Raw genomic sequence first — 14,843 nt, forward strand, 5'->3', positions numbered from 1 at the left:
CAAGAGCAGCATCTCTATTTTGCGATTTCTGATTTTAGAACAACGTTTTTTTTGCGGAATTCACTTGGAGAAACGCCGTTCATTTGTTTAAACATCGTACTAAAATACAGTTCGTCGGCGTATCCGCACTCGGCAGCAACTTCTTTAATCGTTTCTTTAGAATGCAGCAATAAACGGAGTGCATGTTCATTCCGAAGTTGGTTTAAATAAGCTTTTGGGGAAACGCCTGCATACCTAACAAATAGTTTTCTAAGATAGGAAGGAGAAACAGCATGACTTTTAGATAACTCGCCGATTTTAATGTCCATATGGAAGAACATTTCGAGCTGATTTTTAACTTTTCCATAAATGTACATTCCATTGTTATCCTCGATTATCGCTTCATCCGATTGAATAAGTTTGGAGAGCAGGGAGAGGAGATAGTACTTGCACTCGATTTCAATGCTAGGTATATCTGGAATGAATCGATTATTTAATTGAACGAAGAGATTGTCGATTTGACTTGCTGCTGGTTTTTCAAACCTTTCTAGGAATGAAAGCCCTAATGTAGGGAGATGATAGGGTTCCTCCCAATGATTGTCTTTATAAGGTACTGCAATGCAATCAAACAGTACCATAATTATATGAAATGGAAATTCATTATTTGCAATCATGCGCACTTTTTGGCCAGGAGGGAGATAAGCAAGCATGCCCGATTCGACCTCGAATGAGCCTGCCTCCGTAATAAATTGACCTTTTCCCTTGTGAATCCAATAGAAGCTGTGGATGGATGTATTGATACGAGGTCCGTTCCAACCCTGATAGGTGGGTTTGTCATATACCCATAGTATTTTCAATGCAATATTGTTCAAGTTAATAGTCATAGATCGATCTTCCCCTTGAGCGTTTTCTCGTGGTAATTGATGATGATGCAATCATAGCAATCCCTTTTAAAAAACACAATCATCGAATACTTATGCTTTGAAAGTGGAGCGATTTATCGATGAAATAAATGTTTTTATCCATCCTCTGAAGAGACGAGAAACCTTACAATGGATAAAAGGCAGATCAAGGTGACGAAGGGAGTTTCAAAGTATGAAGACGATATCTAACAGTTTTGAACTGCGATATTTCAGTCAGGACGCTAAAGCAAACGGAGAAACTGATTTTAAAGGAGAAACATCGGTACTTGATACAAAGCAGCGAATATCATTTCTAAATGAATATGCCAATCAATTGGAGAAGAATCTTAAGGATGTAGATTTATATAACCCGATAGTTACTGCAAATGAAGTGAATGCCGTCTTAGGAAAAATAAAATCCCAGCCCTTGCCTGAACATAGAAAAAGAATCGTTTTGGATGAATGGACCTGGGTTGGATATGGATTTGGGAAAGAGAAAAGACATACTGAGCTAATTCAAGAATGGAAAGAAAATAAAAATATTAACATTAATTTACCCATACAGGATTGGAGATGCTTTTTCGAGTGGACGCTTAAAGCCGATTGTTCTATTGATGATTCTGTTTTCTCGCTTGGTGAAGCTGTGACCATCGGTTTTGATTCTGACAAAAAGCCGTACTATATAACGGATGACCAGAAAATAGTATTACCTTCGATCCATGATGAGATTACATGTAAAATTGAACTCGATTTTGTAAATCGAAAATATAATCTCTATTTAAATGATAACTTAGCAGCTGATTTTGTTGCCTTTTCCGACGTAACCAAAGATAACTTTACAGAATGGACAGTATCCGGCAAAAAAGGATTGAAAATAGAACGTGTATGGGGTGTAAGCTATAAACGGCTTACAGAGAATGAATTTGAACCGTTTAGTATTGAGACCTTTATTGATGAGGACTTTACAACACCTATCCCAATAGACGGGTGGAATCAAGCGGATTATGACAATTCCGGATGGTCAAACGGAACATTACCGATCGTTCATGGCGGTGAGCGATATGCGGGTCAAGATATTCTCATGCGCAAGAACGTATACATGGATAAAGTACCTCCTTATGCAGAGTTATATATTGAAAGTCTGACGCCTGGCGGCGAACTTTATATAAACGGTGAACTTGCAGCATTAATCAAAGATGAATATATGCGTAGGCTGGATATCACGTCATTCCTAAAGGAAGGCGAAAATCTCATTGCCGTAAAAGTATACAGCGATAAAATTATAGATTCAGAAAAGATGACGCATTCTCATACTGATTTGCATACGGGTTGGTTTGCAGGCCGTATGCATTTGGATCTTCTTCCTAGTATTTATATTGAAGATGTATTCACATGGACAGATTCTATCAATCCTAATTCTGCAATCCAAAAAGTGAAGGTTTCTGTAAAAACGCAAAAAGGGCTAAGCTCTTCAAAAGTCACTGATCATAACGTATGTGTGAAAATGATGCCATGGTTTCCTGAGGATGGACCTGTATGCGCACAAGCCAATTGGACCACCATTACCCATGCTAATTTGACAGAAATAACGGAAGGGGAATTGGAAATTGTCACTCCGAACTTATGGACAAGCGATCATCCGAATTTATATAAGGTAGTCGTTGAATTATATGATAGCGAAAATAGGAAGTGCGACGATTATGTCGTTACGACAGGAATACGGACTGTAAGCCAGGAAGGCGGGATTTTCAGGATTAACGGAAAGCCCGAGCTTTTGCGCGCTCCTCTATTGTTCGGAGCAAGACCCCCTTTGGCTACCATTGCGGCATGGGAAAAGTGTCCGCCAGCGGAGTATTATATTGAAGAAATGCTTATGGTACGTAAAATGAACGGAAATGGTTTTAGAATGAGCGTACATGACGAGAGAATGGGAGGTATCAATGATCCGCGAGTTTGTGATTATGCAGATCAATTAGGAATCATGTTAGTTTGGCAAACATCTGCCTGGCTGAGACTTACTTCAGCAACAAACTTGGACCTTGATGGCATGGCAACCTGCATCAAGCAAGTACGCAATCATTGTTCAATTGTCATATGGCAACCCTCCAATCATCCATCATGGAAAAATTGGAATACGGTAATGAAGATGTATCGCAAGATTTACGATACCATCATTCCTTTGGATACGAGCAGGTTGATATCTCCTTCAGCAGATAGCCGCCGATTAAATCCATATAATGATAGCGGCACCATCGACTATGAAGGAAATCCAGTCGATCATTGCGATCCAATCTGGACGGCTCCATTAATCTGCAGAGGCAATATGGATTATATTCTGGGGTATGGAAATGAATGGCCAGCGCTTCGTCAATGGCCAAATGTCGAGAAACAAAACTTGCCTGCCTATATGGATACAACATCGTATATTCAAAGTTTTATTGACAGTAAATATAGAGCCTATTTTAATTTTGAACACGACGAAACAGCGGGCCAACCCAATTGGGATCTCCACAAGGGCAAGCCTACCTATGAGGTTAAAAGTTATGAGTGGCGATATGAAGAAGGTTCCATAGGACGCACTCTGGATTTTAGTGAATGGAAGACAAGTCAAGCATGGCAAGCATTCGAAGCCTATGAAGTAATCCGTAAAAGTCGTTGGCTGGATTATGACGGCTTTTCCTGGTGTTGCCTGCGCGGCGGCCCAAACACGGGAACCTATCAAAAACCTTTGATTGATTACTACGGGCAGCCTAAGTTGGTATACTATGCGCATCGCATGGTGTTTCAAAATATTTTAGCCGGCAGCGGAAATGTAGATATTGTGTATGGACCCGATGATGAGATACCTGTCATCGTATTTAACTTAGGGGATAACAAGACTGTAGATGTGACTGTTGAAGTATTGTCGACAACAGATGATGTTATTGAGACTAAAATATATCAAAATGTGATTCTTCCCGAAGGACGTACAGTTACTCACTTAGAATCTTATAAGCCATCGATCAGATTAGAAGGTTTATATAGTATTCGTTATATTGTTCATGAACGAGTTTAGAGTATTACAGGAAATGTAAGTAAAAGAATATAAGAGGCCATCCCTTCGCAGGATGGCCTCTCTTCTTGGCGAGGAAAAGTAAAAGTATTATTCTTCATCCTCGGCGATGACAGTTACCGACGCACTTGCTTCTCGAGTCGGTCCGTTGTCCGATACGAGTATCACTGGGCTTACGATTAGAGTATCTTCCTCAACGTCCGGAAGAATGAATGGTATACGCAACGTTTCGATCGCTCCAACGTCGAACCGTACAATAAGCAGCTGTATGTGGAGCAGCGGGGCGCTCAGTCGCGCGTTCAACAGCGGAACATTTCCCGTGTTACGGGCTTGAATGGTGAATATCACCGTTTCTCCCGATCTCCCGACCGCGCGGTCTACCGTTTCGACGAGCGACGCATCCGGGAATATCTGCGTCTGGACGATGACATCCTGCTGCTGCAACGGCGTCTCGTCGGAGAAGACCGTAACGACGTTCCGGAACTCCGTGCCGCCTTCCGTTCCGGGTGGAATCGCCAACTGCGGCGTGAATATGCGGCTCTCTCCGGGCGCGAGCGAGGGAATAGTTGTGCGGAAGTTGAGCAGTTGATCGAATACTCGCACATTGGTAAGCGTGTTGCCCGTTACGTTCGTCACCGTGATGGTCTTGCGCACTATCTCACCCGGTTTCGGCGATTCCGGCTGCGCTTCGACCTCTACTTCCGGCAGTTCGGCGGGCACGGCAACGATTATTCTCGCCTCATCTTGTACGGGCAGAGAACCAAGGGGTTGCGCCGGCCAAGTGACCGTGACGCGGTTAGCGATAACTTCTCCTTGCGCTGTTCCTGCCGGCACCGTGAACATGATAGTCACCCTTGCCAATTCGCCCGGCGCAATTACCGGAATCGTGAATTGCTCACCGGTCAACGAGTCGAGTACGACGACGTCTGTTGCTGCATTTGCACCCGTGTTCGTGACTTCGACGGTATATCGGATAATGTCGCCCGGCGCTGCAGCACTTCGATCTGGGCGCTTCTGAACCGTGAGCGTCGTTTCGATGGCAGGCGCAGCATTCACGATAACCTCGGCAATCGTCTCGACCAGCGGCGATTGATCGGATACGGCTGTGAACGTATTTCGGATGATGCTTCCGGGCACTGCGTCCGCGGGAACGGTGAACGTCACCGTTCGGGTAATTGTTTCATTCGCCGCCAGGATGGGTATCGTCTCGCTCATCCCCAGCAATTCATCGATCAGTACGACATTCGTCTGATCAACACCAAGTAAATTCGTCACCGTCAGTAAGTAGAAGACAGTCTCGCCAGGCCCAGCCGTATTGCGGTCTGGAGTCTTCTGGATCAGCAACGACGGGCCCGGGGGCAATTGCACGACAACCTCGGCAATCGTCTCCAACGGCGGCGATTGATCCGAGACGGCTGTAAAGGTATTTCGGATAATGCTGCCAATCTCTGCGTCCGCAGGAACGGTAAACGTCTCCGTTCGGGTAATCGTTTCATTCGGGAGCAGGGTGGCCACCGTCTCGCTTAGCCCCAACAACGCGTCGGTCAGCATGACATTCGTCTGAAGAACATCCAGCAGATTCGTTACGGTGAGCGTGTAAGTGATCGTCTCCCCCGGTGCGGCCGAATTGCGATCAGGAAGCTTGGTGATCACTAGTCCAGGACCTGGGGGCTCCAACACTACAACTTCGGCATTCGTCTCCTGAGAAGGCGTTTGATCCGAGCTGACTACAAACGTATTTAGAATGACGCTGTTAGGCTCAGCGTCCGCTGGAATTGTGAACGGCACTGTTCGGGTAATCGTAGTATTGGAGGGGAGAACGGCGATTGTTTCGCTCAGCCCCAGCATCGCATCGGTCAGCACAACATTCGTCTGAGGAACGTCCAGTAAATTGGTCACGGTCAGCGTGTAGACAATCGTCTCGCCTGGGACAGCTACCGCTAGGTTCGACTCCTTCAGCAGCAACAGCCCGAGGCCCGTTACCGTAACGACCGATTCGACCTCCTGCAGCCCGATCTCATTCTTTTGAACGCCAAGAATATTGACGATATTCGATCCGATCGGTTCTGGCGGGACGGTGAACGTGAATACAAACTCGCGAACCTCACCTACCTGCAAATCGGCTTCGAACTGATCGATTCCGAGCACCGGATCGAGAACTCGAATGTTGGTCAGCGGCACATTGCCGATATTCTCCAGCAGGACCGTGTAACGGATCGTCTGTCCAGGCACGACGCTGGTCGTCTCCGGAATCTTGCTGATCCCAAGACGCGGCTCGGCGGCCACCGTCACCTCCGTGCTGGCGAACACGGGTTCCGTCTGATCGCTAAAGGCAACGGCCGTATTGATAAAAGTTAGCGGCGGAGTTTCCAGCTGGACGAAGAACGACACGACGAAACTTTCACTTTGTCCAACAAAGAGAACAGGGATAAAGGTTTGGAATCCGGTGAGATCATCCGTTACGTTGACGTTGAAAAGGTCCGAATTTCCGGTATTGATAACCTCGATCGTAAAATTCACCAATTCGCCCGGAATAACGAAATTACGATCGGTCGTCTTAATGATTTCCAATCTAGGAACCGGCAGCACCTCGACTACCGTACCCAATTCCTCCGGTTGAGGCAGATTGTCGGCGGTAATCGTCACGATATTGGCAATCGTCAGCCCTGCCTGCGCATCTGGAGGAATGACGAACGGCCAATCGATGATGAAGATCGCTCCGACGGGAATGTCGCCGATAAACTCATCCAGACCAATTAGCGGATCGAAGATGCGGACATTGATCAAGTCGGCATCGCCGTGATTCTCAAGTACAATTGTAAAGATGACCGTATCATCAGGAGCAGCTGCAGGCGGATTTACGGTCTTAGATGCCACCAATAGAGGCGTTCCCGTCACCAGAATTTCCGACTCCGCGACAAGCGGCTCGGTGAATTGATCGGCCCTTACAAACACTGTATTTCTGAGTATTCCAAGCGGCGCTTCGAATGGAACGGTGAATATGAATTGGGAAATATGGCTTGAAAAGGGAGGGATCTCGGGAATGAACTCGAAAAGACCGAGCAACGGATCATCAATGATTACATTCGTAAGCGTAGCTCCGCTTGGGTTTTGGATCTCGATATAGTAGGTCACTTGTTCGCCGCGATTGACCTCGAATCGGTCCGGAAACTTATTGACTATTGTCCCCAAGCTCAAACAGATCCTCAAGACGTAGGCATCGCTGACTCCTTGCAAAAACGGCTGAAACGCGCCGGGCGTAACCGGGAAGTTGGGGGAGAATGTCTGACCGGTCACGAAAATACAGCCTGAACGGTCAACCGCGATAGCATTGCCGTTGTCGCTCGAGCTGCCGCCGATGAACGTGGAAAAGACAAGCTCGTTGCCCATTATGTTTAATTGCGAAATGAAGCCGTCCCCGCCTCCCTCAGGAAATGGCTGAAACGCATCGGGAGAGGTGGGGAAATTAAACGATCCGGTGCTTCCTGTCACATAGGCGAAGCCTGTGCGCACCGCAATGCCGCTGCCAGCATCCGTCTCGCTCCCGCCAAGATAGGTGGAATACACCAAATAGTCGCCGCCCGAACTAAGTTTCGTTACAAAGGCGTCAGATGCCCCGCCTCCATAGAAGGGCTGGAATGATCCTCCCGTTACCGGAAAATCCCCGGAAGTCGTTTTCCCCGTCACATAAGCTTGACCGAACTCATCGATGGCAATGCCTTGAGCCTCATCGTCGCCACTTCCGCCAAGGTAGGTGGAGTACATGAGCGAAGTCCCAGAGCCATCTAGTTTTGATACAAAAGCGGTTATGACTCCAAACAGGAAAATTTGGAATGCTCCTGGCGTAGTTGGAAAGTCCTCGGAGGTGGTAAAACCAGTTACGTAAGCATTGCCGGAACGATCAACCGTGATGCCATGCGCTTCATCAAGACCATGGCCTCCAAGTAAAGTGGAATACTCAAGAGCACTGCCGTCGGAGTTCAATTTCGTAACGAAAACATGTTCATTCGCGATGAACTCTTGAATGGTGTTGAAGAGGGGGAAATTAAGGGAAGATGTACCTCCCGTAACATAAGCACTGCCTACACCATCAACAGCGATTGCATATCCAGTGTCCACACCGTCTCCGCCAAGAAAAGTAGAGTAGACCAGAAAGCTGCCGTCCGGGCTTAATTTGGTTACGAACGCATCTTGATTTCCACCCGTAAAGTTCTGGAAAGCTCCCGGCGTGGTTGGAAAATCGGGGGAGAGGGTCTGACCCGTCACGTAGGCATTGCCAAATTCATCAACGGCAATCCCGCGTCCCATATCAACGCTGCTGCCGCCAAGAAAAGTAGAATATTCTAGGCCTGTGCCTCCGGGATTCACTTTCGTGACGAACACACTGGAAGAACCATCGATTCCGGGTTGGAATACTCCGGGGGTGATCGGAAAATTCAAGGATAAGGTTTGCCCCGTTACATAGGCATTGTCGAAATTGTCTACTGCGATGCTAAGTCCGGAATCAGTATCGGTCCCGCCGAGATAAGTGGAATAGGTAAGCGTCGGGTCGATAACTAACTCATGGTGCGGGTCATAGCTGTCGCCAACTTCAAAGCCATAAACGCCGGACTCTTGGTTGTCAGGCAGTATAAATCGGCTGTCCACCGGGACCCTGAGACCATCAATTATTTGATAGCTGACGGGTCTTTCCTCCATCAAGACGCCAAGCGTAGTGTGGATGTGAAGATTTCCTTCCTGGCTCAGCGACAATCCATCTGCGCCGTCATAGACGAACCGGATATCTTCGAGTCTTGCGCCGGGCTTAACAACGACATCGTATTTGAATTTCCCGTTGTTGCCATAGAAGACCAAGTCGACTCCTTGCCATAGGTCTCGATAAACAATCTCGCGGTAGGTCGAAATGTCGGTATGCCATTTCGCCGGATCGTTACCGACGAAATAATGGACTCTTTCCGAGTCTTGGCGATTCCCATCCATTCGAACAGCGGCGTTCGCTCCGCAGAAGCGCAGAGAGAGCGCCATGCCCTCCTGCCGGTCCGACCTATTCCCGGTAAATATAAACTGAACCGCATTTGGAGAGAAACCAATTGTGCATCCAGGCTTACTGGAGTAATAACGAATATCTTCGCGAGTCTGCCCGACATTTTTCGCGAAAGCCAGCGGAGCATTCCGATAGCCCGCTAAAGGGTTCTGTTGCTTAGTACCGTTTGGCAACATGTTCACTTCCTGTATTCAGAGTTTTGGGTCCGATTAAACGATCATTAATAAGATTATGACCCAAACCTAAGTAAGGTGCTTGCCGTAACATGCAGCAGCTATTAAATTTAACTGGATAGGATTGAAACGGAGTATGGATGAGATATAGGGTTTTGGAGCTGAACAGATGATTCTGTTCAGCTTTTTTTTGCATAAGTCATGGCTGATAAAACTGTTGGATGAAGGAGGAAGGCGGCTCGCCAAATGTTTTCTTGAACACTCTTGTGAAGTAGAACGGGTTCTGATACCCAAGCTGTTCACTAATTTCCGTAATCGTTCGCGAACTTGTGCGCAGCAGCTCGACGGCTTTGTTCATTTTGAGCCGCGTATGCGTCTCTACAATGCTTTGGCCTGTCGTCTTGCGGAACGTTGCCGAGATGTGGCTGTAGTTCATGTTCAAGTGCTTCCCAATATCGTTGGCGTTGAAGGGCTCTTCCAAGTGAGCTGACAAATAGTTCAATACGCGATCTGCCAGTTCGGCTGCGGTCCCGCGTTTACTGGAGGATATAGCTTTCATTGAAGCAAGATCTAGAAGAAACCGGTAGGCGCTAAGGCTGATTCGGGTTAGCCGATAGCTGTCGCGCTGCTCGGATTCTATAACAATCGCGGATAAGCGCTCCTCAGTTCCAGGCGGTGCCAGCCCGTGCTTGGGCAGATAAATCCGGTGTTCGTAATGTTCGGGAGCGTAATAATCCGGTTCGGGTAGCGGCGCCTGATCTTTGTAATCGAGATGCAGATCATCAGCAGGATAGAAGTGAATCCAATACCAGGTCGTCCCGGCAGTCGTCTCCGGTCGCCCCCAATGATGCAACCCCTTTTCCAAAAACATAAATTCGCGTTCGCCTACGATATAGGGCTCGCCATCCTCAATCAATTGCATGCTGCCTTTCGACACATAGAGAAAGACATGGTAATCCAATATCCTGTCCGGGTGGGTATAGGTGTGGCTGGTGACGTTCCAACCCATGTCCCGTACGAGCGGAAACCGGTCCGCGGTGATATGGAGCGAAGACTTCATGAATGATGCCTCCTGAATGGTTAATGTGAAAACACAAAAAAAGTATAGGGATAACAAATTATTCTGCATGTTATTAGAATTCATACATGATTAGAATAAATAATAACACAAATAAAATGAAGGTGGTATTGAGTATGGAAAGCCGATTGAAGGAGCTCCCATTAGGTAAGATCAAGCTAAGCGATGGTCCTATCAAATCTAGATTTGAATTAAATAAAAGCTATCTAATGAGTCTGACTAACGATAATTTACTCCGTAATTTCTATTTGGAGGCTGGGCTTTGGAGCTACAGCGGAAACGGCGGTACTACAAGCGCGACGACAAACAATATGGATGGTCCTGATCATTGGCACTGGGGCTGGGAGTCGCCGACCTGCGAGCTGCGCGGTCATATTATGGGGCACTGGCTATCGGCCGCGGCTAAAATCTACGCACAAACGCAAGACCCGCTTATTAAGGGGAAAGCCGACTATATCGTAAATGAGCTTGCGAGATGCCAGGAGGGGAACGGAGGCGAATGGCTGGCTGCTTTTCCGCAAACGTATATGCATCGGATTGCCGCGGGCAAATTCGTCTGGGCGCCGCACTATACGATCCATAAATTGCTCATGGGCCTTTACGATATGTACACGGCAGCCGGCAATGCGCAGTCTTTAAGGATCATGTCCGGAATAGCGGACTGGTTCTACCGATGGTCAGGCCAATTCTCTGTAGAACAGATGGATGAGCTGCTTGATCTGGAAACAGGCGGCATGCTCGAGATATGGGCGGATCTGTACGGTGAGACACGCGATGAGAAACATCTGGCGCTTATTCGGCGATACGATCGGAGACGTTTTTTTGATGCTCTTCTTGCAGGAGAGGATTGTCTGACGAACAAACATGCCAATACGCAAATCCCTGAGATATTGGGTGCCGCAAGAGTATGGGAAGTAACAGGTGAGGAGCGTTACCGTAATATTGTGGAGGCGTTCTGGCGCTGCGCCGTAACCGAAAGGGGTTACGTTGCTACGGGGGCGGGCGATAACGGGGAGTTGTGGATGCCCAAAATGGATATGGCCGCACGCCTTGGAGTCGGTCAGGAACATTGCTGCAATTATAATATGATGAGACTTGCCCATGTACTGCTGCGCTGGACAGGCGACGCTTCTTACGGGGATTACTGGGAACGCCGATTTTACAATGGCGTCCTGTCTCATCAGCACGGGAGTACCGGGATGATCTCCTATTTTCTTGGCGTAGGTCCTGGCAGCCAAAAAACATGGGGATCCGAGACACAGCATTTCTGGTGCTGTCACGGTACCTTGCTGCAGGCGAACGCGTCATACGAACCGCAAATATTCATGGAGAACAAGGATGGCATTTCCATCTGCCAGTGGATTCCTTCCGAGCTTCATCATCGACGAGCAGATTCCAATCTGACCATTCGGATCGAGCAGGATGGCCAATACGGAGTTTACCCTTTAAACAACTGGTCCGTAAGCGGGATGACAGCCATTACGAAAGTCGATATGCCTCCGATTCCGGTCCATCGTCCGGACCATTTCGTCTATAACATAACGATCAGTCTCGACAGCCCATCAACCTTTGATCTGAACCTTCGTCTTCCGTGGTGGATAAGCGGTACGCCGGTTATCCGTGTTAACGGTGAAGGCCCAATGGATGTCTCTGTGGAACCCTCCTCCTTCGTTCAAGTGAGAAGAGAATGGAAGGATGGTGACGTTGTAAAGGTTGAGCTTCCGAAGACGTTGAGAACCGAGCCGCTGCCAGGCGATTCGGGGATGTTCGCCTTCATGGATGGCCCGATCGTGCTTGCGGGGTTAACGCATGAGGAGCGAATCTTGGTTGGAGATCCATCGCGGCCAGAAGAGCTGCTCCAGCCGGATCGTGAACGAAATCACTCTTGGTGGAACCCGGGATATTTCCGGACGAAGGGGATTGATCGCGGATTCCGATTCATCCCGTTATATGAAGTAAAGGACGAGATGTATTCCGTCTACTTCTCGCATAAAAGCGTAGGAGACAGGATGGAGTAAAAACACGGCATTTTGAAAATAGTCTACGAATCTCATAGTTGCACAAAAAACAGGCAGAGCTGACAACGGAAAATGACCGTAGTCAGCTTTTTTTGCATTAACATCTTGCAAGAAACGGTTATAACCGCTATTATGATAATGATTATCATTATTGATGTAATACATCAGCAGACAGGAGTAGAAAAATGAAAAAATCAATACTGCTTGTAATGGGAACGCTGCTTTTTACCATGCTTATTTCGGCGTGCGGAGCTTCGAATTCCGCTGAGCCTTCCGCGACAATGGAGCCGACTCAGTCGGCAAACGTGACGGCTTCGAATGAGGAGAACGGCACGACGCGAATGTATACCGATTATAAAGACCGCCAAGTTGAAGTGCCCGTCGATCCGCAAAAAATCGTCTACATCGGAAGCAATCCTGGCGACTTGCTAGCGATCGGTGTCAAGCCGGCAGGTGCTTCTCTCAGCGTAATCGCAAGTCAAGTCGCTTATCCGGATTTGCTGGACGGCATCGAAGACGTCGGCTATCCGTTCTCGCCCGAGAAGGTGCTTGCCCTTCAACCCGATCTTATTCTGTTCGACGACTGGGATGAAGCGGGCATCGAGCAACTCAGCCTCATCGCGCCGACTGTCGTAATCGGACTTGACGGTACTTTTCCGACGAAGGAGCGTGTAACTCGAATTGCCGAACTGCTCGGCCGTACCGATCAAGCGACGGAATGGTTCGATCAATATCAGGCCAAAGTCGAGAGCACCAAAACCAAACTGAATTTGAAAGGCGACGAGACGACCGCTTCGCTGCTGCTTTTGGGCAAGGACATGTATATTATGGGCAATAAAGGTCTTAACACGACCTTGTATGGCCAACTCGGCTTCCATCCTTCAGCTAAAGCTCAACAATTGATCGATGCGAATGAACGGTTTATCGACATATCGGAAGAAGTGCTGCCAGAATACATGGGGACTCATATTTTTGTATTAACCGATACTACGGGGGAAACGGTAGAGCGCCAGACGTCGCTGACGGAAAGCGGTTTGTGGAAAAACATACCTGCCGTTAAGGAGAACCGCGTCTATTGGTTGAATAGCAAATTCAACTATGATGATCCGATTACGCTTGACCGGCTTCTGGACGAAATCGTAACGATCATGAACGCCTCGGCCCAATAACGGCCGATAGAATCGAAGTAAAGCCGGCGATGCCGGCTTTTACGTTTTATTTAAAGCTTCCTGTGATGTTTATCACAGTTGCCCGTACCGTTAGATTGCTATAATGCAATCAACGGAAGCTTATGCAGCAACGGGGAGGCGAACCAATGAAATCAAGCCTGATTACGAAAATTGTGGTAGGCATTTCAATAGTAGCTACAACGACGTATGGAACGAGCGCCTTTTTTATTTTCGTGTTAAAGGATTATTTGGCTCCGAACATGGAGTCGTGGATTTTTATGCTGCTAACCTTCGCATTAGGCGTGTTTTGGACAGGGCTGCTCGGATGGCTGACGGCAAGGTGGCTGGTGAAGCCGCTTAACGACCTGCACCGGGCAGCGGGACTAGCGGCAGGAGGGGACTTGAAGGCGGGCGTTGCCATTCCGAAATCCAAGGATGAACTGAAGCAGCTTGCGACTTCGTTCAACCAGATGATTGCCAGCCTGCGCGGTATCGTTGTCGATATCGACGCGCATTCGAAAGCGACAGGCACGGAAGTGGAGCAGCTGCGAATGGCGGCCGAGCAAGCGGCTACGCTGCTGACAGCCATATCGGAACAGGTGGACGAAATATCGGGCAATACCGATACGCAGGCGCATCTTTCTCGAACGATGTACGCTTCCATTGAAGAGATAGCCGGCATTTCCGCCGATGCGGCGGCATATACGGTGGAGGCTCAGCAGGATGCTGCGCGGATGGAGAACTCGATGGCCAGCAGCAACGATGCGATCGATTCGTTATCGGCTGCGATGCAGCGACTTGCCGAAGAAGGCAATGAAACGTTCGGCATCGTCAATAAGCTCGAAAAGCATGCGGAGCAAATTCAAGGTATTATCCGCGTCGTGGAGGACATTTCGGACCGGACTCATCTGCTGGCGCTGAACGCTTCAATAGAAGCGGCCCATGCCGGCGAACATGGTCAAGGGTTTCAGGTGGTAGCGGTGGAAATTAGGAAGCTGGCCAACCATAGCTCGATGGAGGTCAAGCATATCGGCGGATTAATTGAAGCGATACAGACCGACCTGACGGTAGCCGTCGGCCGAATGGAGACGCAAGCGCAGCTCATCCATAATGAATCGTCCAAAACAACCGAAACGATCAGCCATTTGCATTTGATTGCGCAATCGGTGAACCGTACGGTTGAAGCCATCCATAAAATTGCCGCTTTAATGCAAATTCAGTCTGTGAAAATGGCGGCGATGCTGGAGGGCGCGCAGCAGGTTGCCGATGTGGCGGAGGAAAACGCGGACAAGCTCAGTACGATAGCGTCTTCCGTACAAGAGCAAAACGCGATGGTCCAAGAGGTGGCCGCAGCCTCCAACGAGCTGCAGAATATGACGCTCGAATTGCAAAGCGGGATTGGAAAGTTTCGTTTCAAGTAAATGAAAT

At 48.2% G+C, this 14,843-nt stretch carries 7 protein-coding genes; 4 read left to right on the forward strand and 3 right to left on the reverse strand.

Annotated features, from left to right (window positions below; all coding sequences use genetic code 11):
• Nucleotides 1-14: 14 nt before the first annotated feature.
• On the reverse strand, nucleotides 15-863 hold the full coding sequence (locus AC0YN0_RS03730; protein WP_475820058.1) for a helix-turn-helix domain-containing protein: 849 nt from the start codon (nucleotides 861-863) through the stop codon (nucleotides 15-17).
• A 211-nt stretch (nucleotides 864-1,074) separates the two neighbouring features.
• Between AC0YN0_RS03730 and AC0YN0_RS03735 the strand changes: the two genes are divergently transcribed.
• Nucleotides 1,075-3,936, forward strand: a complete 2,862-nt coding sequence (locus tag AC0YN0_RS03735) for a hypothetical protein (RefSeq protein ID WP_475820059.1) — start codon at nucleotides 1,075-1,077, stop codon at nucleotides 3,934-3,936.
• A gap of 87 nt (nucleotides 3,937-4,023) precedes the next feature.
• Here the strand turns inward: AC0YN0_RS03735 and AC0YN0_RS03740 are convergent, their stop codons facing one another.
• Both AC0YN0_RS03740 and AC0YN0_RS03745 read right to left on the reverse strand, forming a co-directional pair.
• On the reverse strand, nucleotides 4,024-9,153 hold the full coding sequence (locus tag AC0YN0_RS03740; RefSeq protein ID WP_475820060.1) for a DUF7948 domain-containing protein: 5,130 nt from the start codon (nucleotides 9,151-9,153) through the stop codon (nucleotides 4,024-4,026).
• A 196-nt stretch (nucleotides 9,154-9,349) separates the two neighbouring features.
• Nucleotides 9,350-10,210 (reverse strand): AraC family transcriptional regulator, encoded by an 861-nt coding sequence (locus AC0YN0_RS03745; protein ID WP_475820061.1) that lies wholly within the window; start codon nucleotides 10,208-10,210, stop codon nucleotides 9,350-9,352.
• A gap of 134 nt (nucleotides 10,211-10,344) precedes the next feature.
• On the opposite strand from AC0YN0_RS03745, the gene AC0YN0_RS03750 reads away from it, so the two are divergent.
• The 3 genes from AC0YN0_RS03750 (at nucleotide 10,345) to AC0YN0_RS03760 (ending at nucleotide 14,836) form a co-directional block, all read left to right on the forward strand.
• Nucleotides 10,345-12,246 (forward strand): beta-L-arabinofuranosidase domain-containing protein, encoded by a 1,902-nt coding sequence (locus AC0YN0_RS03750; protein ID WP_475820062.1) that lies wholly within the window; start codon nucleotides 10,345-10,347, stop codon nucleotides 12,244-12,246.
• Between the two features lie 185 nt (nucleotides 12,247-12,431).
• Complete coding sequence (locus AC0YN0_RS03755) at nucleotides 12,432-13,415, forward strand: ABC transporter substrate-binding protein (RefSeq protein ID WP_475820063.1); 984 nt, start codon at nucleotides 12,432-12,434, stop codon at nucleotides 13,413-13,415.
• 146 nt (nucleotides 13,416-13,561) lie between these two features.
• Complete coding sequence (locus AC0YN0_RS03760) at nucleotides 13,562-14,836, forward strand: methyl-accepting chemotaxis protein (protein ID WP_475820064.1); 1,275 nt, start codon at nucleotides 13,562-13,564, stop codon at nucleotides 14,834-14,836.
• The last annotated feature ends 7 nt before the right edge of the window (nucleotides 14,837-14,843 follow it).

The sequence above is a fragment of the Paenibacillus sp. J22P218 genome (assembly GCF_056269195.1).